Source organism: Mycobacteriales bacterium, from assembly GCA_035995165.1.
In the GTDB taxonomy this organism is placed as follows: Bacteria; Actinomycetota; Actinomycetes; order Mycobacteriales; family CADCTP01; genus CADCTP01.
Window position 1 is genome coordinate 17,043 of the sequence record DASYKU010000005.1, and the last position, 22,492, is coordinate 39,534.

Annotated in this window: 24 protein-coding genes; 9 read left to right on the top strand and 15 right to left on the bottom strand. The window is 73.9% G+C overall.

From position 1 onward, the window contains the following. Window positions 1-87 precede the first annotated feature (87 nt). Together VGP36_00685 and VGP36_00690 are read left to right on the top strand one after the other, a co-directional pair. On the top strand, window positions 88-1,185 hold the full coding sequence (locus VGP36_00685) for a hypothetical protein (protein ID HEV7653240.1): 1,098 nt from the start codon (window positions 88-90) through the stop codon (window positions 1,183-1,185). Between the two features lie 120 nt (window positions 1,186-1,305). Next, a complete protein-coding gene (locus VGP36_00690; GenBank protein ID HEV7653241.1) occupies window positions 1,306-1,713 on the top strand; it encodes a VOC family protein in 408 nt (135 codons plus the stop codon). 228 nt (window positions 1,714-1,941) lie between these two features. Here VGP36_00690 and VGP36_00695 read toward each other — a convergent pair whose 3' ends face one another. From VGP36_00695 to VGP36_00705, 3 genes are all read right to left on the bottom strand, one after another. Then, window positions 1,942-2,241: a hypothetical protein gene (locus VGP36_00695; protein HEV7653242.1), complete on the bottom strand. Its 300-nt coding sequence runs from the start codon at window positions 2,239-2,241 to the stop codon at window positions 1,942-1,944. A gap of 64 nt (window positions 2,242-2,305) precedes the next feature. Continuing rightward, a complete protein-coding gene (locus VGP36_00700; GenBank protein ID HEV7653243.1) occupies window positions 2,306-3,418 on the bottom strand; it encodes an NDMA-dependent alcohol dehydrogenase in 1,113 nt (370 codons plus the stop codon). Window positions 3,419-3,490: 72 nt separating this feature from the next. After that, window positions 3,491-4,279, bottom strand: coding sequence for an AraC family transcriptional regulator (locus VGP36_00705; protein ID HEV7653244.1), 789 nt, complete (start codon window positions 4,277-4,279; stop codon window positions 3,491-3,493). 49 nt (window positions 4,280-4,328) lie between these two features. Between VGP36_00705 and VGP36_00710 the strand changes: the two genes are divergently transcribed. Together VGP36_00710 and VGP36_00715 are read left to right on the top strand one after the other, a co-directional pair. Beyond that, window positions 4,329-4,739, top strand: coding sequence for a DUF2000 domain-containing protein (locus VGP36_00710; protein ID HEV7653245.1), 411 nt, complete (start codon window positions 4,329-4,331; stop codon window positions 4,737-4,739). A gap of 380 nt (window positions 4,740-5,119) precedes the next feature. Next, window positions 5,120-5,515: a DUF2237 domain-containing protein gene (locus tag VGP36_00715; protein HEV7653246.1), complete on the top strand. Its 396-nt coding sequence runs from the start codon at window positions 5,120-5,122 to the stop codon at window positions 5,513-5,515. A 16-nt stretch (window positions 5,516-5,531) separates the two neighbouring features. Here the strand turns inward: VGP36_00715 and VGP36_00720 are convergent, their stop codons facing one another. Beyond that, complete coding sequence (locus VGP36_00720) at window positions 5,532-8,240, bottom strand: BTAD domain-containing putative transcriptional regulator (protein HEV7653247.1); 2,709 nt, start codon at window positions 8,238-8,240, stop codon at window positions 5,532-5,534. 87 nt (window positions 8,241-8,327) lie between these two features. Between VGP36_00720 and VGP36_00725 the strand changes: the two genes are divergently transcribed. Both VGP36_00725 and VGP36_00730 read left to right on the top strand, forming a co-directional pair. After that, window positions 8,328-9,191: an alpha/beta hydrolase gene (locus VGP36_00725; protein ID HEV7653248.1), complete on the top strand. Its 864-nt coding sequence runs from the start codon at window positions 8,328-8,330 to the stop codon at window positions 9,189-9,191. Between the two features lie 20 nt (window positions 9,192-9,211). Continuing rightward, window positions 9,212-10,015, top strand: coding sequence for an alpha/beta hydrolase (locus VGP36_00730; GenBank protein ID HEV7653249.1), 804 nt, complete (start codon window positions 9,212-9,214; stop codon window positions 10,013-10,015). Between the two features lie 40 nt (window positions 10,016-10,055). Here the strand turns inward: VGP36_00730 and VGP36_00735 are convergent, their stop codons facing one another. From VGP36_00735 to VGP36_00760, 6 genes are all read right to left on the bottom strand, one after another. After that, window positions 10,056-11,561: a glycosyltransferase family 39 protein gene (locus VGP36_00735; protein ID HEV7653250.1), complete on the bottom strand. Its 1,506-nt coding sequence runs from the start codon at window positions 11,559-11,561 to the stop codon at window positions 10,056-10,058. Beyond that, window positions 11,558-11,947, bottom strand: a complete 390-nt coding sequence (locus tag VGP36_00740) for a DUF3037 domain-containing protein (GenBank protein HEV7653251.1) — start codon at window positions 11,945-11,947, stop codon at window positions 11,558-11,560. The genes VGP36_00735 and VGP36_00740 overlap by 4 nt, the downstream gene beginning before the upstream one ends. Continuing rightward, window positions 11,944-12,747 (bottom strand): HipA family kinase, encoded by an 804-nt coding sequence (locus tag VGP36_00745; protein HEV7653252.1) that lies wholly within the window; start codon window positions 12,745-12,747, stop codon window positions 11,944-11,946. The genes VGP36_00740 and VGP36_00745 overlap by 4 nt, the downstream gene beginning before the upstream one ends. A 22-nt stretch (window positions 12,748-12,769) precedes the next feature. After that, a complete protein-coding gene (locus VGP36_00750; protein HEV7653253.1) occupies window positions 12,770-12,949 on the bottom strand; it encodes a hypothetical protein in 180 nt (59 codons plus the stop codon). Between the two features lie 40 nt (window positions 12,950-12,989). Beyond that, window positions 12,990-14,768 (bottom strand): substrate-binding domain-containing protein, encoded by a 1,779-nt coding sequence (locus VGP36_00755; GenBank protein HEV7653254.1) that lies wholly within the window; start codon window positions 14,766-14,768, stop codon window positions 12,990-12,992. A gap of 274 nt (window positions 14,769-15,042) precedes the next feature. Further along, window positions 15,043-15,600, bottom strand: a complete 558-nt coding sequence (locus tag VGP36_00760; protein HEV7653255.1) for a hypothetical protein — start codon at window positions 15,598-15,600, stop codon at window positions 15,043-15,045. Window positions 15,601-15,699: 99 nt separating this feature from the next. On the opposite strand from VGP36_00760, the gene pgm reads away from it, so the two are divergent. Continuing rightward, window positions 15,700-17,340: a phosphoglucomutase (alpha-D-glucose-1,6-bisphosphate-dependent) gene (gene pgm / locus VGP36_00765; protein ID HEV7653256.1), complete on the top strand. Its 1,641-nt coding sequence runs from the start codon at window positions 15,700-15,702 to the stop codon at window positions 17,338-17,340. 58 nt (window positions 17,341-17,398) lie between these two features. Here the strand turns inward: pgm and VGP36_00770 are convergent, their stop codons facing one another. The 5 genes from VGP36_00770 to VGP36_00790 are packed head-to-tail and all read right to left on the bottom strand — an operon-like array spanning window position 17,399 to window position 20,911. Then, a complete protein-coding gene (locus VGP36_00770) occupies window positions 17,399-18,193 on the bottom strand; it encodes a DUF3152 domain-containing protein (GenBank protein HEV7653257.1) in 795 nt (264 codons plus the stop codon). A gap of 32 nt (window positions 18,194-18,225) precedes the next feature. After that, window positions 18,226-19,116, bottom strand: coding sequence for an SseB family protein (locus VGP36_00775; protein HEV7653258.1), 891 nt, complete (start codon window positions 19,114-19,116; stop codon window positions 18,226-18,228). Between the two features lie 48 nt (window positions 19,117-19,164). After that, on the bottom strand, window positions 19,165-20,244 hold the full coding sequence (locus VGP36_00780; GenBank protein HEV7653259.1) for a hypothetical protein: 1,080 nt from the start codon (window positions 20,242-20,244) through the stop codon (window positions 19,165-19,167). Beyond that, window positions 20,241-20,549 (bottom strand): hypothetical protein, encoded by a 309-nt coding sequence (locus tag VGP36_00785; protein HEV7653260.1) that lies wholly within the window; start codon window positions 20,547-20,549, stop codon window positions 20,241-20,243. Before VGP36_00785 ends, VGP36_00780 begins: the two co-directional genes overlap by 4 nt. Continuing rightward, a complete protein-coding gene (locus VGP36_00790; GenBank protein HEV7653261.1) occupies window positions 20,549-20,911 on the bottom strand; it encodes an SseB family protein in 363 nt (120 codons plus the stop codon). Before VGP36_00790 ends, VGP36_00785 begins: the two co-directional genes overlap by 1 nt. Before the next feature lie 71 nt (window positions 20,912-20,982). Between VGP36_00790 and VGP36_00795 the strand changes: the two genes are divergently transcribed. Continuing rightward, window positions 20,983-21,663, top strand: coding sequence for a CbiX/SirB N-terminal domain-containing protein (locus tag VGP36_00795; GenBank protein HEV7653262.1), 681 nt, complete (start codon window positions 20,983-20,985; stop codon window positions 21,661-21,663). Between the two features lie 33 nt (window positions 21,664-21,696). Continuing rightward, a complete protein-coding gene (locus VGP36_00800; protein ID HEV7653263.1) occupies window positions 21,697-22,419 on the top strand; it encodes a Clp protease N-terminal domain-containing protein in 723 nt (240 codons plus the stop codon). Window positions 22,420-22,492 lie beyond the last annotated feature (73 nt).

Genomic DNA, 22,492 nt, shown 5'->3' on the forward strand with positions numbered 1-22,492 from the left:
GGCAACGGCGTTCCCAAAGCCAGGTCAGGTCCCGCAGGTAGTCTCCGCTCGGCGTCTGGACGCCAACACTCGTGGGGGGAGATACCAATGAAGCTGTCCCGTCGCAGGTTCGTGGCCATCCTGGCCGCCGGCTGTGCCGTCACCGCCGCCACCGTCGCCTCGCCCGCCGGAGCCGTGACCGGCTGCGTCCCGCCTCCGGGCGACTTCGAGCACTCGATCGTCGGCCCGATCGCCGGCTCGGCGGCCACGCCGACGTCGTTCGACAGCGTCATGTACGCGGGCATCGGCGGGGACCGGAAGGTCTACGTCGCCGACACCACGGTCGAGCAGCCGGACATCCTGGTGAACCCGCTGCAGTGCCTCGGCGGTGGCGCCATCGACGCCCCGGCGATCACTGACTACGGCACCGGCCAGGCCCTGTACGTGCTCGCCCCGACCGGGCGGATCTACGAGAGCTACCTGCCCGACACGGGGGTGAAGACGTCCTGGACCCCGGTCCCCGGCGCGCCGGCCAGCAACAGCGCACCGGCGGTGGCGGTCACTCCCGGCACCGCCACGATCGACCTGTTCGTCCGCGGCCGGGACAACCAGGTCTGGCACGCCACCCGCGCCGGTGACGCGGGCGCTCTCGGCACCACCTGGTCGGCCTGGGAGAACCTCGGCGGCGGCATCACCGGGGTCGCGGCGGCGAACGTGCAGACCACCAGCTCCAGCCTCGTCGTCGTGGGCCGCGCACCCACCGGCGTGCTCTACCAGAAGTCCGGCGCCACCGGGCACTGGGGCGGCTGGGTCAAGCTGACCGGCACCACGTCGGCCACCCCGGCCCTCGCGACCGGCTTCGGCGCCGGGCGGCTGGACCTGTTCGTCACCGGGACCTCGACCGGCGGCCTCTACCAGTCGACGATGCTCTCCGGCGCGACGAAGTTCACCACCTTCAAGAAGGTCGACCCCGACCTGCCGCCGGGCTCGAAGCTCGGAGCGGCCGGCAAGAACGGCCGCATGATGGTCTACGCGACGGTCCGGGACGGTGCGGACACGGTCGTCGGCTTCGACCAGTACGTGCCGCGGCTGGGCTGGTCCGGCTTCAGCCTCGCCCCGTACACCTGCGACACCTGCCTCCCGACCGCTGCTGCCGCGGCGGCCAGGACGGCCAAGCGGCCCGTGCAGACCAAGCCTCTCGGCTGATCCGGCGCCACCCTGGGGCCCGGTCGGCGATCACGCCGGCCGGGCCCTGGCATGTCCGATCCGTACAAGCCGGGGCCGGTGCGGGTGGCCCAGACTGGTCGGCGACGAAAGGGGAGTGACGTGCGGGTCCAGTTCATTGCCAGCTTCGCGGTCATCACCGAGCGGCCGCAGGAGAGCCGCAAGCTGTACGTCGACGCACTGGGGTTGCCGCTCGAAGGCGACGACGACTACGTCCACAGCGAGGCGATCGACGGCAGCAAGCACTTCGGGGTCTGGCCGCTCGCGCAGGCCGCGCAGGCCTGCTTCGGGACGGCGGAGTGGCCGGCCGACCGGACAGTGCCGCAGGCGAGCGTCGAGTTCGAGGTCGAGGACGAGGCGGCGGTCGCGGCAGCCGCGAAAGAGCTGCAGGACAAGGGTTATCCGCTCCTGCACGAGGCGCGGACCGAGCCTTGGGGTCAGACCGTGGCGCGGCTGCTGAGCCCGGAGAACCTGATCATCGGCCTCTCGTACGCGCCGCACCTGCACTGAGGAGTGGGGGCCCGGCCCTCGCGGCCGGCCCCTGCTCGCTCAATTCCCGGATCCCGGCCGAAGAACGTGACAACGCCTGGAAGCGGTAGTGCCAGCCGGGCCGCCGGTCGTCGGGCGAGGCGACCGCGTCAGCGTGGATCAGCGCCGACGGTCCGCCGGTGAACGTTCGTAGTCGCACTCGCGCAGCCGGGCGGTCGTCGTCGCGTGGGGTCCCGAGGGTGAGTGTCCTCAGTGGACTTCGTAGTGGGTGACGGTGTCCTCGTGGGCGATGAGGTAACCCTCGTCCTCGGGGTAGTACTTGGCGGCGGTGAGGTCGTCGCCGGCGAAGGCCCGGATGCTTTCCAGGGACTCCCACCAGCTCATCGTCACCACCTCGGTACGGCCGTCGCCGAGGTCGCGGGTGAGCATCTGCGCGTTCACGTTGCCCGGCGTCTGCCGGTACTCGGCCATGCCGGTACCCATGATGTAGTCGACGTACTCGGCGGCCTGGTCCGTCCGCACCCAGCCGCGCCAGATCCGTGCTATCAACGGGCCTCCCGGCCCGGTCGCGTGTGGACCGTCCACTGGGGACGGTCCACTCCGCGAGCGGGAGTCAGTGGTCCAGGACGATGACGCCGCGGACGTTCTTGCCGGCCTCCAGGTCCTCGTAGCCCTGGTTGACCTCCTCCAGCGAGTACGTCCGGGTGACGAGCTCGTCGAGCTTGATCCGGCCGGCCTTGTAGAGCCCGAGGATCTTCGGGATGTCGTACGTCGGGTTCGCGTCGCCGAACAGGGTGCCCTTGACGGTCTTCTTGTAGAGCGCCATCACCGTGCTCGGCAGCTGGATCGTCGTCTCGGACAGGCTGCCCATGCCGGTGATGACGACCATCCCGCCCTTGCTGACCGCGTTGAACGCGGCGGTGATCTCGGGCTCCTTGACCACGCCGACGGTGATGATCGCCTTGTCGGCGCCGACGCCGCGGGTCAGGTCCTGGGCCAGCTGGTGGGCCTCGTCGTTGTTCGCCGCGGTGTGGGTGGCGCCGAGCTCGGACGCCTTGGCCCGCTTGTTCTCCAGCGGGTCGACGGCGATCACATTCGTCGCGCCGGCGTGGGCCGCGCCCTGCACCGCGTTGATCCCGATGCCGCCGACGCCGTAGATGATCACGGTGTCGCCGGGGCGGACGTCCGCCGCGTACACGGCCGAGGCCCAGCCGGTGGTGACGCCGCAGCCGACCAGGACGGCCTTGTCCAGCGGCAGGTCGTCGTCGACCTTGACCACCGAGTTCTCGTGGACCGTGCCGTACTGGGAGAACGTGCCGATCGTGCACATCGCGCCGTAGTCGCCGCGCGCGCCGGTCAGCGGGAACCGCGGCCCGGGCAGGTAACCCTCGAGGATCGTCGCACCCCAGTCGCAGATCGCCTGCTGCCCGGTGGCGCACCACCGGCAGTGGCCGCAGTTCGGGATGAACGAGCAGACGACGTGGTCGCCCGGCGCCACCCGGGTCACGCCCGGGCCGACGTCCTCGACGATGCCGGCGCCCTCGTGGCCGCCGACCATCGGCAGCCGGGCCGGGAAGTCACCGTTCATCACGTGCAGATCGGAGTGGCAGAGCCCGGCGTGCGTGTAGCGGACCAGCACCTCACCGGACCGGGGGCCGTCCAGGTCGAGCTCCTCGATCTCGAAGGGCTTGCCGGGCTCGACGATCACAGCGGCCTTGGTCTTCACGACGCCTCCCCGTGCTGGGTTCCGGTGCCCTGTTGTAACACGGTCGGCCCGCGACCGTAACCCGACGGACGGTCAGGCCCGGCGGGCGCGCGCGTAGCGGGTGGGGGTCGTGCCCAGCAGGCGTACGAAGTGCCGGGTCAGGTGGGACTGGTCGTAGAAGCCCGATTCGGTCGCCACCGCGGCCGGCGGCTGTCCGTCCAGCAGCAGCCGCCGGGCCAGGTCGAGCCGGCGGCCGGTGAGATAGCGGTGCGGCGGCAGGCCGTACTCGCGGGTGAAGGCGCGGACCAGGTACGGCTCGGAGACGCCGATCCGGGCGGCCGCGTCCGCCAGCGACAGTCCACTCGGGACGGACGCGTCGAGCAGGTCGCGCAGCTGGGCCGCGACGCCGGGATCGTGCACGTCGGCCGGAGCCGGGACCCGGCGGCCGAGGTGCTGGCGCAGCCGGTCCTCGACCAGCGCCAGCCGCGACTCCGCCTGCAGCGCCTCGCCCGGGGCCGACAACGCCGCGTGCAGCCGGGAGATCCGGTCCCGCAGTGCCGGGTCCCGGACGCCCGGCTCGTCCACGGCCCGGCCGACCAGACCGGCGTCGAAGACCTCGGCGTCGAGGTAGAGCACCCGCTTGCGGAACCCGGCCGGCGTCGCGGCCCGGCCGTCATGCGGCACGTGCGGCGGCAGCAGCGTCACCAGCGAGGGCATCGCGCCGTGTTCCTGGCGGTCGAGGTCGAAGCGCACCAGCCCGTCGTCGACGATCAGCAACGTCCAGGTGTCGTGGGTGTGCGACGGGTACGCATGGTCGGCGAACCGGGCGTGGAAGACCTCGGCGACGCCCGGCACGGCCGGCCGCCAGGCGGTGCACTCCACGTCAAGAACGTACAAGACCGGGGGTGCGGCGGCGGGCGATCGTGGACCCGTGCGCTTCGACACCAAGATCGCCGTACTGCTCCGGGACGACCTGCTGACCTGGCAGCGGCTCAACGTGACCGCGTTCCTCGTCAGCGGGATCACCGCGGCTCATCCCGACCTGGTCGGGGAGCCGTACGCCGACGCCGACGGGACGCCGTACCTCGCGATGCTCGGCCAGCCGGTGCTCGTGCTGGAGGGGTCGAAGGAGATCCTGACCGCGGCCCACCAGCGGGCGCTCGGACGGGAGCTGCCGCTGGCGATCTTCACCGCCGACCTGTTCTCGACCGGGTTCGACGCGGCCAACCGGGCCGCGGTCGCGGCGGTGCCGCGGGACTCCCTCGACCTGGTCGGGCTCGCGGTCCTCGGGCCGAAGAACGGGGTGGACAAGGTGCTCAAAGGCGGCCAGATGCACCAGTAAGTGCTACTCCGTTCAGGCGTTAGGCTTGACCCCATTGGCGTCCTGGTCGACTCTCTACGCGAGCCGGCGGTCATGCTGGTGGCGAGGCGGGACGGTCGCGGACCGTCGGTGACGGTCCCAGGGGACCGGCCGATCGTTCCATTTCCCGTCGCCGGCACGACGGCCGGTCGTGACAGGGGCGGCCGGGTGATCACGTCACCCGGCCGTCCCTTCGCCGCTCGGCGGGCCGGGACCTGACCGCGCGCAGGACGTCGGCCGAGCCGTACGTCGCGTACACGGCCGACTGTGCGGAGCCGGCGGTCATGCCGGGGAACGGTCCGCTCGGCGCAACGACGCCGCACGGCCTGACAGCGCGGGGATCCAGGTGCGAAGCTCGGGGCGTGACCGAACGCAACGTCCTCGGCGGGGACCTGGAGGAGTGCGGCACGGACCCGCTCACCGGCTTCTACCGGGACGGCTGCTGCACCTCCGGCCCGGAGGACCTCGGCAACCACACGGTCTGCGCGGTGGTCACGACCGAGTTCCTGGAGTTCCAGCGGCAGGTCGGCAACGACCTGGTGACGCCCCGGCCGGAGTACGGCTTCGACGGGCTGACCCCGGGCGACCGGTGGTGCGTGGTCGCGGTCCGGTGGCTGCAGGCGTACCAGGCCGGGGTGGCCTCGCCGGTGGTGCTGGCGGCGACGAACGCGCGGGCGATGGAGGTCGTCCCGCTGGAGGCGCTGCGGGAGCACGCCGTCGACGTGCCCGCCGACCCCGGCTCACTGACCGGCGACTGAAGCCCACCGACCGAGCTCACTTGCCGGCGACCGAGGCGAGCCTGTCCCGGACCTTCTCGACCTCGGGCCGTTCCAGCTGGATGAAGACCTGCTCGGCGTGCGCCCAGACCGACCGGGCCGCGGCCGGGTCGCCCGAGGCGACCAGGGTGTCGCCGAGGTTGAGCTCGACCAGCGCCACGCCGTACTCGTCGCCGTACTCGCGCAGCGGTCCCAGCGCCTCCAGGTAGCTGGCCGCGGCCCGGTCCAGGTCGCCGAGATGGTGGTACGCGTAGCCGAGGCGGTCCAGCGTCGCCGCGGTGTAGTACGTCTGTCCCAGCTCCCGTTGCAGCTCCAGGGCCAGCCCGCAGGCCTCGACCGCCGCCGCGTACTCACCGAGCAGCGCCCGGCTCCACCCGGCCATGTTCAGCGCGAGGGCCAGCCCGGCCCGGTCGTCGGCGGCCCGGTAGAGCTCGATGGCCCGCTCGCTGTGCCGCAGCGACTCCCGGTAGTCCTCGCGCAGCTCCCAGGACAGCGCGAGGTGCCGCTCCAGGTGGGCCTCGGTGACCGGGTCCCCCAGCTCCCGCAGCAGCGCCAGCCCGGCGGCCGCGTGCCGGTCGACGGCGTCGAAGGCGCGGGCCCGGGTCTGGTCGAAGACGAGGTGCCGGTGCAGCGAGGCGATCGCGGTCCGGTCGCCGTCCCGTTCGGCCGCGGCCAGGCCGGCCTCGAGCACGGGGGCGACCTCCCGGGACGACCGGCGCAGGCTCAGGTACGGCTCCGTCGCCAGCGCCAGCCGCCAGACGTACGCGTCCGAGTCCGCCCGTTGCAACGCCGCCAGCACGGCCGGGTGCTGCACGGCCGCCCACTCCAGCGCCGCCGTGTGGTCGGCCGGCCGTTCCGGCACCACCCCGGACCGGGGCGGGTCCAGCGGCAGCGGGGCCCGGGACGTGCTGAGCAGCTGGGCCCCGGCCTCGGCGCTGTGCAGGTAGTGGTCCAGCAGCCGGCCGACCGCGGCCTCATCGGACCCGGCCAGCTCGGCCGCGTACGCCCGGACCAGGTCGTGCAGCACCCACCGGTCCGGCGCCGGCTCGGTCATCAGCTGCGCGTCGGCCAGCTCGGCCAGCAACGGCCGCAGCTCGGCCGCGGGCAGCCCGGTCAGACTGGCCGCGGCCGCGCTCGACACGTCCGGACCCAGGTGCAGGCCGAGCAGCCGGAACACCCCGGCGGCGGCCGGGCTGAGGGCCGCGTACGACCAGGAGAACACCGCGCGCAGGTCGCTGGCCGGCTCGTCCCCGCTGAACGAGTCCAGCCCGGCGACGAGGCCGGCCAGCGGGGCCGACGGGCGGGTCACCGCCTGCGCGGCGACGATCGCCAGGGCCAGCGGCAGCCCGCCGCAGGCGGCCAGGATCTCGGCCACCGCGCCCGGTTCGGCCCCGGTCCGGTCCCGGCCCAGCCGCCGGTCCAGGAAGTCGCGGGCCTCGGCCGGGGGCAGCAGGTCCAGCGGCAGCGGGACGGCGCCGTCGACCGCGACCAGGCCGGTCAGCCGGTCCCGGCTGGTGACCAGGACCAGGCAACCGGAGCCACCCGGCAGCAGCGGACGGACCTGGGCGGTGTCGCGGGCGTTGTCCAGCAGCACCAGCAGCCGCCGGTCGGCCACGATGCTGCGGAACAGCGCGGTCCGCGCGCCCAGTCCGGCCGGCACCCGGCCCGGCGGCACGCCGAGCGTGTCCAGGAAGCCGAGGACGGCGTCGGCCGGGTCGACCGCCGGCTCGCCGGTCGGCTCGAAGCCGCGCAGGTTGACGTACAGCTGGCCGTCGGGGAAGCGGTCCGCGATCCGGTGCGCCCAGTGCACCGCGAGCGCGGTCTTGCCGATGCCGGCCATTCCGCCGACCGCGGTGACCACCACCGTCCCGGGCCGGTCCGGCAGCAGCGCCGCGGCCCGGGCCAGCTCCGCCTGCCGGCCGGTGAAGGTGGGCAGGTCCGGCGGCAGCTGGGCCGGCCGCACGTACGGCTCGGCCGGGGCCACCGGCCGCAACACCGACTCGTACGCGGCCCGCAGCTCCGGTCCGGGGTCGACGCCGAGCTCGCCGGCCAGCCGGTCCCGCGCCTCCCCGTACGCCTCCAGCGCGGCCGCCTGCCGCCCGGCCGCGGCCAGCATCCGCACCAGCCGGGCCTGCAGCGGCTCGTCCAGCGGGTCGGCGGCGACGGCCCGGCGCAACCCCGGCAGCACCGCGTCCGGCGACCCGGCCCGCAGCGCCGCGTCCACCGCGTCGGCCACCGCGTCCCGCCGCTCCCGGTCCAGCTCGGTGAACACCGGGTGGTCGACGCCGGCCGCGGCCGGGCCCGACCACAGCTCCAGCGCCTCCAGCAGCAGGCCGGCGGCGGCCTCCGGCTCCCGCCGGGAGCGCTCCCGCAGGGTCCGGAACCGCAACAGGTCCACGGCGTCGGGCGGCACGTCCAGCCGGTAGCCACCGGCCGCGCGGACCAGCCACCGGCCGGGTTCGCGGGTCGCCAGCGACGGCTCCAGCAGCCGGCGCAGCAGGCCGACGTGCCGGTGCACCACGTTCACCGCGCTGGCCGGCGGGTCCTCGCCCCAGAGGACGTCGACGATCTCCGCCAGCGGCACCGGCTGCCCGGCCCGCACCAGCAGCAGGGCCAGGAGGGCCTGCTGGGTCGGTGGTCCGAGCCGCAGCTCGACACCGTCCCGCCAGGCCCGGACCGGTCCGAGCACGGCGAAACGGAGCTCCACACCGGACAGCTTCTCGCGATAGGCACTCTTTCGGCACACCCGGTTGCCAGCATCCACAGTGATGAAGTCCGTACGAAGGGGAACTGGATGAGTCTGCTCAGCCGTCGCCGGGTGCTGCCCGCGCTGCTCGCCACCGCCACCGTCGCGATCGGGCTGATCGGACTCGGCCCGGCCGCCGCCGCGCCCGCCGGCCGTGCTCCCGCCGCGGTCGCCGCAGCCGCGTCGCACCCGAGCGGCACCAAGCCGACCGTCGTGCTGGTGCACGGCGCCTGGGCCGACTCCTCCAGCTGGACCGACGTGATCATCAAGCTGCAGCATGACGGCTACACCGTGCTGGCCGCGCCGAACCCGCTGCGCAGCCTGTCCGGCGACGCCGCCACCGTGCGCGACTTCCTGGCCACGGTGCCCGGCCCGATCATCCTGGTCGGCCACTCGTACGGCGGGGCGGTCATCACCAACGCCGCCACCGGCAACCCCGACGTCAAGGCGCTGGTGTACATCGACGCGTTCGCCCCGGCGCAAGGCGAGACGATCTTCCCGCTCTCCGGCGCCGACTCGGCGCTGGCCGTCGACCCGGCCACCGTCTTCGACTTCCGGCCCTACCCGGGTGCCCCGGCCGGCGACGTCGACCTGTACCTGAAGCCGGCCGTGGTCGCGCGGTCCTTCGCCCAGGACGTCGGGCGGCAGAAGGCGGCCGTGCTCGCCGCGACCCAGCGCCCGCTCGCCCTCAGCGCCGGCAACGAGCCCTCCGGCGTACCGGCCTGGAAGACGATCCCGTCCTGGTACCTGCTCGGCACTCAGGACAAGATCATCACGCCGACCGCGCAACGGTTCATGGCCGAGCGCGCGCACTCGCACATCACGCTCGTCCGGTCGTCGCACGTGTCGCTGATCTCGCACCCGGCCGCGGTCGAGTCGCTGGTGGTCAAGGCCGCCCGCGCCACCGCCTGACCCCCCAGAGAGAGAACCGCATGACCGAATCCCCCACCCCCGTCGTCTTCATCCACGGCCTGTGGCTGCACCACACCAGCTGGGGCCCCTGGCAGGAGCTCTTCGCCGAGAACGGGTACGCCCCCATCGCCCCGGGCTGGCCCGGCGAGGAGGCCACCGTGGCCGCCACCCGGGCCAACCCGGCGCCGATGGCCGGCTACGGCGTCGTCGAGGTCGCCAACCACTACGCCGAGGTGATCACCGCACTGCCGCAGCGGCCGATCGTCATCGGCCACTCCTTCGGCGGGCTGGTCGCGCAGATCCTGCTCGGCCGCGGGCTGGCCGACGCCGCGGTCGCGATCGACCCGGCGCCGATCAAGGGCGTGCAGGTGCTGCCGATCTCGGCCCTGCGGGTCGCCTCGATCGCGCTGCGCAACCCGGCCAACAGCGGGAAGACGGTCGGGCTGAGCCTGGAGGAGTTCACCTACGGCTTCGCCAACAACCGCACCCCGGCCGAGGCCTCGTCCCTGTACGACTCCTGGGCCATGCCGTCCCCGGGCAAGCCGCTGTTCCAGGCCGCGTCGGCCAACTTCAACCTGCACGCGGCGACAACGGTGGACCTGCACAACTCGCACCGCGGTCCGCTGCTGATCACGCTGGGCGGCAAGGACCACACGGTGCCGCCGGCGATCTCGAAGTCGACGTACAAGCTGCACCACAGGAAGTCGTCGGCGGTGACCGAGCTGATCGAGTTCCCGGACGCCGACCACTCGCTGACCGTCGACTCGGACTGGCGCAAGATCGCCGACGCCGCCCTGGGCTGGCTGAAGAAGCAGAACCGCTAGGACTCCTGGCCCCGGGGCGGACAACGACGTCCGCCCCGGCTCAGAGGCCCGCCGGGTTCACGTTGCCCGGCAGGCGGTCGAAGACCGTCAGGAACGCGAACATCCGGGCCCGGTACGGGATGTGCCGCCGGTCCAGCGCGGCCCGGAACGCCGCGGTGGTCCCGTCCGCGTCGCTGCCGACGTACACGGGTGAGGCCGCCTGCTCGACCTCGCGCTGCGCGGCCGGGAACCGCGCCAGGCCGCCGGCGGTGGCGACGACCAGCCGGTCGCCGGCGACGTACTGCAGCGGCATCGCGGTCCAGTAGCCGGCGTACACGTCCCGGTGGCCCTCGCCGGCCAGCACGGTGGTCACCTCGCGCAGCGCGCGGTCCCGGGCCGCTGTGCTGCCCGCGATGCCGGGGTAGAAGCCGTAGCTCAGCACCGCGCAGATCGCGACCACCGCGACCGGTACGGCCCAGCGGCGGACCGGCACCAGCGCGGCCAGCCCGATCGCCAGCAGCTGGTACGTCCCGGCCAGATAGCGCGGCGTGCCGGTGTACCAGGTCGCGTCCGAGGCGGCCCAGAGCACCACCACGACCGGCGGCACCGCCAGCAGCAGGTCGCCCGGCCGGCGCCGGTCGGCCCGCAGGAAGTCGGCCAGCCCGCGCCGCCGCGCCAGCGCGACCCCGTACGCGGCCACCAGCCCGGCGACGACCGCGATCTGCACCGGCAGCCAGAGCCCGCCGTCGGCGTGGCTGTAGGTGACGCCGGCGTACTGGCGCAGGATCGGCCCGAACAGGTTGCCGACCCGCTGCCAGACCGTGGTCTGCTCGGCCGGCGTCGAGGGCACCGGCAGCGTCCGGTGCACCGCGAGCGCGCCGAACAGCGGGGCCGCCCCGAGCACGAACCCGCCGGCGATCGCGGCCCAGCGGCGCAGGTCCCGGCCCAGCACCGGCAGCAGCCACCCGAGGACCGGGATCAGCACGTAGAGCGCGGTGACCGCGGTCCAGACGCCGAGGCCGGCGACCAGGCCGGTCGCGAGGAGCCAGCGCGGACCCCGGGACGCCCGCAGCGCGCACCAGAGCGCGGCGATGGTCAGGGTCTGCCCGGCCGCGTAGAAGCCGAGCGAGGTGACCGGGCCGATGATGTTGAACCAGGGCGAGACCGCGTAGAGCGCGGCGGCCACGAGCGCCCGGGCCGGGTCGCCGAGCACGTCCCGGCCGACGACGTAGACCAGCGCGGCGGTGGCCATGCACAGCACGACCAGCGGCAGCCGCAGGGTCAGCGCGTTCTGCGGGAGCCGGAGCACGGCGTACATCGCCGCCTCCAGGTACTGCTCCAGCGCGCCGCCGTAGTCCTGGCCGGCGTAGAACACGTACCCGTGGCCGGCCAGGATCCGGCGGACCATGATCCCGGTGGTGGCCTCGTCCGCGTTGAACTGCACGACCGGGCTGAGCAGGTACGCCAGCCGCGCCGCGCCCGCCGCGGCGACCACGAGCGCGACCGGCAGCGCCGTCCGGGACCGGGTCCGCGGCGGCCCGGCGGCCGTGTCCGCGGGCCTGCTCACCGGACCGGTAACACCAGCGTGCGCAGCAGCCGGTCGGCGTCGGTGTCCGGGTCGTCGGTCAGCCCGGTGTGCACCGGGCCGGGCTGGACGACCGTGCTGCGCGGTGCGGTCAGCCAGCGGAACCGCTTGCCCCGGTCCTCCCGGGCCGGCGGTCCCGCGTCCGGCGACCCGCCGCAGATGTCGGCCGCGGCCTGCAACGCGCGGCGGACCTGCGCCGGATCGGCGTCCGGGTCGAGCGCGCGCAGCCGGTCGTCGTCGAGCCAGACCCGGGAGCCGAGGTAGTCCAGCCGCTGGCAGTAGAGCAGCACGCCGGCGTTCATCGTCTCGCCGCGCTCGACCCGCGGGACCACCCGCAGCACCGCGTACTCGAACAGCTGCCGGGTCACGAGGGACCGCCCAGCCAGCGCGGCCGGGAACCGCGCACCGGCGTCCGCTCGCCGGCCCCGGCCGCCGCGGCCTCGACCAGCCCGGGCACCCATTCACTCCTGGCCGCGATCCGTTCCAGCAGCCGGTCCACATAGGACTCCGGGCCGACGGTCAACCAGTCGGCCGGGACGTCCGCGACCGCCGCTGCGACCACCTCGCGGGTCACCACCGGCGCCAGCGCCGCGTCGGCGGCGGCCACGTCCGGGTCGCAGCCGATCAGCACGTGGTCAGCGGCCGCATACGGCCGGGCGGGCCAGCCGCCCGCGGTCGGCCAGTTGTGCTGGAACGTCAGCGTCGCCCCGTGGTCGATCAGGTACGGCCTCCCGTGCCAGTGCAGCAGGTTCGGGTTCCGCCAGGACCGGTCGACGTTGCCGACCAGCGCGTCGAACCAGAGCACCCGGCCGGCGAGGGACGGCTCCACCCGGAACGCGGCCGGGTCCAGGTCGAACGCGCCGGGCAGGTAGTCCATCCCGAGGTTGCGCCCGCCGCTGGCCCGCAGCAGCTCCTGCACCTCCTGGTCGGGCTCGCCGGCGGCCAGACCCGGGTCCACCTCGACGGTGACCAGGTCCGGCACCGGCAGGCCGAGCGCCCGGGCCAGCTGCCCGCTGACCACCTCGGCGACCAGCGTCGCGATGCCCTGCCCGGCGCCGCGGAACTTCACCACGTACGTCCCGAGGTCGTCGGCCTCCATCAGGCCGGGCAGAGACCCGCCCTCGCGCAGCGGCACCACGTACCGCGTCGCGCTTACCTCGCTCAGCACGCTTGCAGGGTAGGGCTCAGGCTCACTCCTGCTCGGAGTCGTCCTCGGGCGCGGCGTGGTCCGGCACGCCCGGGGTGGGGTCGCGGGCCAGGTCGATGAGCGGGCGGTCGCCGGCGTCGTCGGGCGCGAGGTGACGCGGCTCGGCGGTGTCGGCGATCGAGCCGGGCGTGCTGTTCGGCACGGCCGTCTCCGGGTCCGTCACGGGTCCTCCAGCGGGTCGGGGTCGCGAAAGACCTTACAGCTCACCGATTTACCATCGCCGCGAGGAAGACCTTGCCGATGTCGGTCGGCTGCTGGGCCCAGTACGTCCGGCCCCTGACCGCGGTCGCGGCCTGGTTCAGCGCGGTGACGTCCGCGTCCGCCCCGTACGCGATGAAGATCGCCGTGATCGGCTTCTTCGGGTTCGCGTGCGCGCGCAGCGAGGAGACCAGCTGCGGCAGGGCCAGCCCGGCGGCGTCCTCGTTCTTGCCGTCGGTCATCACGACCAGGATGTTCTGCTGGTCGGCCCGCCAGGTCCGCTGCACCTCGCGGTAGCCGGCGTCGATCGTGTCGTACAGGCCGGTGCTGCCGACGGCGTGCATCTGGTCGGCCGCGCCGATGATCAGCGCGCGCTGGTCGACCGGACCGACCCGGGTGCCCAGCGGCCGGCCGGGGACCAGCTGCTTGTAGTCGCGCGGCCCGTCCAGCAGCGAGGAGAACTCCCACAGCGCCAGCCGGGACCGTGCGTTGAACAGCCGCACCGACCCGGCCGCGGCCTTCTGGAACACCGCCAGCTTGGTCACCGGCAGGCCCGGGGCGAGCTCGGCCATCGAGCCCGAGGTGTCGATCGCGGCCAGCACGTTCGCCGGCCGGCGCAGCGCCCGCCAGCGCACCAGCGCCTGCGCGGTCTGGGCCGCGGCCGGCAGCGTCCGGGTCCGGTACGCCGGGGCCACCGTCCCGTTGCCCGCGGTCGCCGCCGGGATCGCCGCGGCCTTGTCCCGGAAACCGGCCTTCCCGTACGCGGCCCGGCCCTCGGGACCGAGCACGTAGTCGGCGAAGGCCTGCGCGACCTGCTTCTTCGGCCCGGTCACCCAGGTCCCGCGCAGCGTCAGGTACGGGTGGTCGGCGGCCGCGACGCCGTCCGCCGGGTAGACCGGCACCAGCTGGGCGACCTCGCCGCCCGCGTTGTGCTCCAGGACCTGCTGCTCGGTCGCGGGGAAGGCCGAGACCGGGCCCTTGCCGCCGGTGCGCTCGGCCAGCTGGGCGTCCGTCGCGTACAGCCCGACCGAGCGCTCCAGGGCCAGCTCGTTGGGGATCTCCTCCGGCTCGACCGCGCCGTCCCGGTCCACGTCGGTGACCGCGAGCAGGGTGTGCAGCGCGGCGGTCGAGCGGGTCGGGTCGCCCATGCCGATCACGAACGGGCCCCAGTTCCGGTGCCCGTACCGCCCCCAGGTCGGGTCCTGGGCCATCCCGGCCAGCACCGCCTGCCAGGACAGCTTCTGGGCCGGCCAGCCCAGCGCCCTGGCCCGGTCCCGCGCCACGGCCATGACCACCGGCGTGGTGGCCAGGCTCGGCCCGGTCCGGGGCAGCGCGGCGGCGGCCTCCGGACGGGGCGCGGCCAGCCCGGCCCAGACCGCGGACTCCGGGGCCCAGACGTCCGGCTTGCCGCTGGGGGCGTCGGTGCCGAGGGTGGAGGCGACCGCCGCCGACTCGGCCGCGACCACCGCGACCGAGGCGCAGGCGGCGCCGACCCGGGGCTCGGTCAGCGACCACAGCGCCGCGAGCCGTTGCAGCACCGGGGCCTGGTCCGGGGACGCGGCCACCGTGGCGGTGGTCCGGGGGCCGGCACACCCGGTGTGCCCGGCCAGCTTCGCCGGGACGAACGAGCTGCCGATCAGCAGCGCGCCGACGACCAGCAGGATCGAGCCGGTGCCGACGGCGGCGGGGCCGATCCAGCCGGGCCGGCGGCCGACCACGCGCCGCGATTCGTACCAGGGCACTTCCTCGCCCGTGTCGCGACGGTGCCGGCCCGGATTCACCACGCTGGCAGCTCCCTTCGAGGCTGGTTGAGTCGCCCGCTCGGAACGCCAGGCGCGGGCGTACTCGACCCCGAAGACACACTGCGCACATGCCGCAAGCAGGCCGTGACAGGTTACATCGCGTTCTCGCAGGTCTCAGCTATGAGTAAGGGTGACAAAATGCACCCGTTAGGGTGGCGCGGTCTACCTCACCGATGACTCAGGGTGTTGGTCCGTCGCGAGGCGGACGGCGTTCATCGCCGGCCGACGGCGTGCGTCCCCGGCTTGCAGACGAGCTCTAGCGGACCGACTCGATGATCGTGTGCGAGATGGACCGGTCGAGCAGGCCGAGCACGTCCTCGCGGGACCGCTGCGGCTCGTCGTTCCAGTGGGCGAGCTCGCGGACCCGGGCGGCCCGGGCCGCGGGGTGGGCGGTGTCCGGCGGGCCGGCCGCGCCGGTGTCCTCGGCCAGCGCCTGCCAGAGCGTGTCGACCGCGAGCGCGGCCTGGCTGCGCCGGTCCTGCCGGTCGACGGTGGCGGAGGCGTGCGCGACGGCGCCGACCAGGCAGGCCCCGACCACGTCGGAGCGGGTGAGCAGGAGCAGCCCGAACGGGCTGACCGGCTTCGTCTCCCCGGTGCGGCCGCGGACCACGTAGAACGAGTCCTGGACCCAGCCGTCCGCGACCATGGCGCGGGCCCGCTCCAGCAACGCGGTGGTGCCCTCCAGCCGGCGGATCCGGTCCAGCTCGGCGTCCCGCTCGGGGCGGCGCAACCGCTCCCGTACCGCGGCCAGCCGGCCGGGCCGGCTCCTCCGGTCATCCGTCCGGACGGGCGGGTCGACGAGTCCGATGGCCATGGCGGCCTCCCCGGGAGTGCGCTGAGGTTCCAGCAGAGCGTACGCCCGCGCCATGTCGGTAGGGTTTCGGTGACCAGCCACCGTCCGCGGAGGTCCGCGATGCCGCCGTCCGATCGCGCCGGCCAGCCGGCGAGCCCCGCCGACCTCGTCGACGTCCCCAAGCTCGTCACGGCGTACTACGCCGAGCACCCGGACGTGAACCAGGTCGACCAGCGGGTCGCCTTCGGCACCTCCGGGCACCGGGGCTCGGCGTTGAGCCTGTCGTTCAACTCCGACCACATCGTCGCCACCAGCCAGGCGATCTGCGACTACCGGATGCGGGCCGGCACCGACGGGCCGCTGTTCCTCGGCCGGGACACGCACGCGCTGTCCGAGCCGGCGTTCGTGGACGCGCTGGAGGTGTTCGCGGCCAACGACGTGCGGGTGCTGATCGACTCGCAGGACACGTACACGCCGACGCCGGCGGTGTCGCACGCGATCCTCACCTACAACCGCGGCCGGACCGACGGGCTGGCCGACGGCGTGGTCGTCACGCCGTCCCACAACCCGCCCCGGGACGGCGGCTTCAAGTACAACCCGCCCAACGGCGGGCCGGCCGACACCGACGCGACGAAGTGGATCCAGGACCGGGCCAACGAGCTGCTCGGTGACGGGCTCAAGGGCGTCCGCCGGGTCACGTACGCGCAGGCCCGCGCCGCCTCCACCACCGGCACCTTCGACTACGTCGATTCCTACGTCGGCGACCTCGGCGCCGCGCTCGACCTGGACGCGGTCCGCTCGGCCGGGATCCGGATCGGGGCCGACCCGCTCGGCGGCGCCTCGGTGCCGTACTGGGGGGAGATCGGCTCCCGCTACGGCCTGGACCTCACCGTGGTGAACCCGCTCGTGGACCCGACCTGGCGGTTCATGACGCTGGACTGGGACGGCAAGATCCGGATGGACTGCTCCTCGCCGTACGCGATGGCGTCGCTGATCCAGAACAAGGACCGCTACCAGATCGCCACCGGCAACGACGCGGACGCCGACCGGCACGGCATCGTCACCCCGGACGCCGGGCTGCTCAACCCGAACCACTACCTCGCGGTCGCGATCTCGTACCTGTTCGCGCACCGGGACGGCTGGCCGTCGAGCGCGGCGATCGGCAAGACCATCGTGTCCTCGCGGATGATCGACCGGGTCGCGGCCGACCTCGGCCGGCAGCTGATCGAGGTGCCGGTCGGGTTCAAGTGGTTCGTGCCGGGGCTGCTGGACTCCTCGGTCGGCTTCGGCGGTGAGGAGAGCGCCGGGGCGTCGTTCCTGCGCCGCGACGGCGCCACCTGGACGACCGACAAGGACGGCATCCTGCTGGCGCTGCTGGCCTCGGAGATCACCGCCGTCACCGGCCGGACGCCGGGCGAGCACTACGCGGACCTGGTCTCCCGCTTCGGCGACCCGGCGTACGCGCGGGTGGACGAGCCGGCGTCGCGGGAGCAGAAGGCCGCGCTGGCCGCACTCTCGCCCGAGCAGGTGAGCGCGACCGAGCTGGCCGGCGACCCGATCACCGAGAAGCTCACGTCCGCGCCGGGCAACGGCGCGGCCATCGGCGGGCTCGTGGTCCGCACCGAGCAGGCCTGGTTCGCGGCCCGCCCGTCCGGCACCGAGGACGTCTACAAGGTCTACGCCGAGTCCTTCCGCGGCCCCGACCACCTCGCCAAGGTCCAGGAAGAAGCCCGCGCAGTCGTGAACGCCGCCCTCGGGTGAGCGCCATCGGGTCTCCGGGGTGATGGCCTCGGCGGGCTCGGTGGAGGAGACCCGACGGCTAATAGGCGACCGAGGGCCAGGGGTTCGCCTTGCAGCCGTAGAGGGATTTCGACTGCTGGACCATCACTGGAGCGGGGGCACCCGGCGCCGGGCAGGTCTTGTGGCCGTGGCCGAGCCGGTGCCCGACCTCGTGGTTGACGAGGTACTCGCGGTAGAGGTCGAGGTGTCCGCCGTACCAGGGCACCGCGTCGACCCAGCGCTTGGCGTTGAGGATCACCCTGTTGCCGTTGCGGCAGGAGAGCTCGCCGACCGTGTCGAGCGGGTAGCAGAGCTTGTCGACCAGCGTGGGCGACGCGAGGATCAGCTGGAACGACGCGTTCTGCGCGGTCCGGGTGAACGCGACGTGCTCGATCGGCTCCCAGCCGCGCGGGTCGGTCAGCGTGCGCTGGATCTGCGCCGCGATCGCCGGCCCGTCCAGCGGCAGCCCGGCCTCGATCTCCAGCGTGTAGCTCAGCGGGGTGCCGCGGCCGTCCGGCGCGACCTCACCCGGGACCACGGCCAGCCGGCCGGACGCGCTGTTCGGGATCGGCGCCTGGGTCGTCGGCGGCGGCGTGGCCGGCCGGGCTGTGGTCGGCTCCGGAGTGGGACCGGCCGTTGCCGGCGGGCTCGGCGCCGGCGTCGAGGCGACCGGCGTCGAGGCGGCCGCCGTCGTCGCGGCCGCGGCCCGCACCGTGTCGTCCCGGCCGCGCCCGAACGCCGGGCGGATCAGGACGGCCAGCGCGACGAGCGCGAGCACCGCGACCGGCACCGCCCAGCGGAGGGGATGACGCGACCCGCGGTGGTGAGACGGCACGAGCGCCGAGCGTACGTGGTGTCAGACCTGATCTAGGCTCCGTCGAGGCCTTCGAGCGTGTCCGGGACCTGCAGGCCCTGGCGACGCCAGAGCGGCACCCCGGCCTGCAGGAAGTGCGAGACCGCGTCGTACACCTCGTCGTCGTGGACGTCCGCGACGTGCACCTCGCAGCACTCGTCGGATGCGTCGTTCACGGCGTCGGCGACGGTCTGCGCGATCTCCATGCCCTGCGCCCCCGCGTCGACCAGGACGAGCAGGATCCGCCAGGTCCGGCCGCCGGGTTCCTCCAGCCGCCGGAAGATCCGGACGACCTCCAGCACCTCGGGCACCTCGAACAACGCCAGCACGACCGCGCAGTCGACCTGGTCGGGCACGGCCGGGCCGGGGAAGTCCGAGAAGGCATCATCGGGACCGATCTCGTACGCCTCGTCGACCTCCAGTCCGGCCGCAAGATCCGCCACTGTGGAGATGTCCGTCGGGTCGAGGGGGAAGCCCAACTCGCCGCCTCCGTTCAGCCAGGCATCGACATCCGGCGGCCACTTCTCGAACAACGTGCCCACCGGAACCTCTGTCCACGGTGCGTCATCCGGCAGGCTGTGCGCGAGCGCCATCTGGCGGTACGAGGTGTAGACCAAGGCGTGTCTGCCTTCGGAATCCGTGACGCACGGTAGGTGCACCTCACCGGCTGCAGCCGCACCCAGACCGGCAGCCTCGAAGGGGCCGTGATCAGGCTTTTCAGTCAGGACCGGTACGCACAGGGTGGAGCGGGCCAGGGCGCGCAGGAGGGTCGCCCGGGCTCCGGAGAGCACAGAGCGGATCAGGATTCCTTCGAGGTCGTTGACCGGCCGGAAGCCGAGCTCCGCCCCGGGGTCGTCCGGGTCGGGCTCCGCTCCGGAGTGGTCGTTCGGTGCCTCGGTCGGCACTGTCAGGCCCCCAGCTGCTGGCGCGAACGTCGGCGGATCGGACGCGGCTCACGAAGCTTCGGTCGCCGGACGCCCGACGCGCAGGACCGCTCCTCTCACGTCTCGATCGATCGGCCCGGAACGATCGAGCACGCTGGCGCGCGGGACCCGACCGGCACCGGAACCGGTCCAGTGCTGGACCGTACCCGGCGGACGGGTGATCGACGCAAGACGTGTGCGCCAGGCGTCGGGTGCCCCCAGCCGAGCGGCCCGGCCGGCGGGGCCCAGCGTGGAGTCGCGATGACGGGCGCCGCCGAACTCCTCGCGACGCCGCCGCAGCTCGGCTTCGTCCAGTCCTACCAGGCCCAACGCGGTCCGGTCGCGGCGCCGGCCGATGACCGTGACGGCCGCCACCGCGGCTCCCGCGGCCACCACCGTGCCGACCTCGACCACCCCGACCCCGCGTCCGGAACCGGACGCGACCCAGCCCTGCCAGCCGGCCTCGCCGGTGCCGCCGCCGGGGGCGGACTCGCCACCCAACGCGCCGGCGAACGGCACGTCGTGCGGGGAGGTGTAGCGCATCTCGGCGACCGAGCCGCTCCAGTCGCCGGGCCGGGACACGTACTGCCCCGGGTCGTCGACCTGGTGCTCGGAGCCGATCCGCAGCGCGAGCTCGCCGCCGCTGCCGGGCGGCGGCAGGGTCGGCGCGTCGGCCTGGGCCCGGGCCAGCCGCTCGACCGCGATCCGGCCGGCGGTGTCGACCTCGTCGGTCGCCCGCGCCAGCAGGGCGTCGGCCGACTGCTGGTCCGCGGCGGCCGTCTCGGGGGTCGACCGCTCGACCATCCGGACGGCGTTGGCCGCTGTCGCCTGGGCGTCGCGCAGGGTGCGCGCATAGTCCCGCAGCGCCTGCGCAGCCGTCCCGAACGCGGTGGCCGCGCCCGTGAGCCGGCTCGGCACGTCGCCGATCGCCCCCCGGTAGAGCTCTGCCGCGGCGCCGGACCAGACGTCGGCGTCGAGCATCTCGAGCTTGCCGGCGGCGTCGCTCGCGCTGGCCGCGACCCTGGTCAATCGCATCGCGACCTGGTCGACCTGGTCCGGGTCGCCCGGGATCAGGTCGGCCGGGTTCACCCCGGGCGTCACCGAGCTCATGCCCCGCCACCGTCCGGGCCGCCGCTGCCGAGATGCCCGCGGAGCTGGTGCTCGGCCTGCTCGTACTCCGCGGAGGCGTGCTGCAGGGCGCCGCCGAGCTGCTGGACCCGCTCGGCCACCCCGCGCAGCCCGAGACCCCAGGCATCGAGGAAGGCCTCGGCCGACCGGCCGACCGCGTCCGAGCCCGACCGGCTGAGCCGGTCGGAGATCTCCCCGCGGGACGCGTCCAGCGAGTGGGACACGTCGGAGACGTCCTTGAGCGCACGGGTGCTGGTGCGGAGCATGTCGGGCTGGACCCGGAACATCAGCCCACCGCCCCGAGGGAGACCGTCGCGTGGACGCCCATCGCATCGGTGTGCAACCGCAGCGGCTGCGGGCCGGCGATGTCCAGCACGAGGTCGTAACCGGCCGGCAGCTGGGCCAGCAGGTCGGCGCCGCTCATCGAGAACCAGCCGACGGTGCCGCGGGCGAGGGCGAGCTGTTCGACCGAACTGAAGACGGGAACGACCCCGGCGTGCGGAACGCCGAGCGCCCGGAACCCCGGGTCGGCACCCCGCTCGCAGTAGATCGTGGCCGCGAGGAAGACCTCGTGCAGCCGGGCAGAGTCGGCGACACCGGACGCGACGTCGCGCGCGGTGTCGGCAAGACTCGGTGCATGTGCAAGCACGTGTCCAGCATAGGGGGTGGGACATAAAAAGCAAAGGGGGCAGAGCGTACGAATGGGACGTCTTGCTCGCCGTGGTCCACGGAACCCGGAACCCGGCTGGCGTTCACTCGGTGTTGCAGATTGTTGACGCTCTGCGCACAAGATGTCCAGCCCTGGATGTTCGACCGGCGTTCATCGAGCTGGCTGAGCCGGACGTCCGGACCGCGCTCGCAGCCATCCCAACGCACCGGCGGGCGGTGTTGGTGCCACTGCTGCTCGCCTCCGGTTACCACGATCGGGTGGATCTGCCCGCGGCGATCGCGGCCGGCCGCCCCGGGACGGCCCACGCCGCCGTCCTCGGACCCGACCCGCTGCTCGCGGTCGCGCTGGCCGACCGGCTGGACGAGGCCGGCCACCGACCCGGCGACACGGTGGTGCTCGCCGCCGCCGGCTCCTCCGACCCGGCCGCCGTCGCGTCCGTCCACGAGCAGGGCCGCCTCCTGTCCATCGAACTGACCCGACGCTCGGGAGTACGGACAGAGGTGACCACGGGGTTCGGTTCGACCGCACAACCGGACGTGGCCGAAGCGGTCGCGGCGGCGCGCCGGGCGGCCGACAGCTCCCGGGTTGCGATCGCGACCTATCTCCTGGCGCCGGGCACCTTCGCCGACCGGCTGGCCACGGCCGGCGCGGACGTGGTCGCGGCGCCACTGGTCGCCCACCCCGCGGTCCTGGAGCTGATCCTGCGCCGCGCCTCGTCAACCAAAGGTTGACGGCCGGCGGATCGTCAACCTAACGTTGACCGCATGACGGACCCCGCCCCCGTACGGCTCGACGACCTCATCGCGGTCGTCCGGGCTCAGCATCCCGACGGCGACCCGCTCGCCTCCCTCTCCGACGCGGTGCTCGTCGCCGACCAGCTCGGCGACGTGGCCGACCACCTCGTCGGCCACTTCGTCGACCAGGCCCGCCGGGCCGGCGCCTCCTGGACCGACATCGGCCGCAGCATGGGCGTGACCAAGCAGGCCGCGCAGAAGCGGTTCGTGCCGCGCAGCTCGGACGTGGTGCCGGAGCTGGGCAACTGGGCCCGCTTCACCGACCGGGCCCGCAAGGCCGTGGCCGACACCGCCGGCCTGGCCCGGCAGACCGGGCACGACCAGGTCGAGCCCGGGCACCTGCTGCTCGGCCTGCTCGCCGACCCCCACAGCCTGGCCACCCGCACCGTCGCGGCCCAGGTGCCGGTGGCGGACCTGCGGGGCAGGACGCTCACCGTGCTCGGCGAGGGCGGCGGCAGCCCCGACGGGCACATCCCGTTCTCGGCCGACACGCGCCGGCTGCTCGCCCTCACCCTGCGGGAGGCGCTCCGGCTCGGCCACAACTATGTCGGCACCGAGCACATCCTGCTCGGGCTGCTCACCGACGAGGGCGCGCTCGGCGCGATGCTGAGCGAGGCGGGGGTCACCCACGCCCGGACCGAGGAGCTGACCCTGGCGGCGCTGGCCGAGATCAAGCGCCGCCTGGAGGAGTAACGCCTCTCACCATGCCCGGTCGGACGAATCGGCTTGCATAGGTTACCAGCCGGTAATACCGTGGAGGTTACCG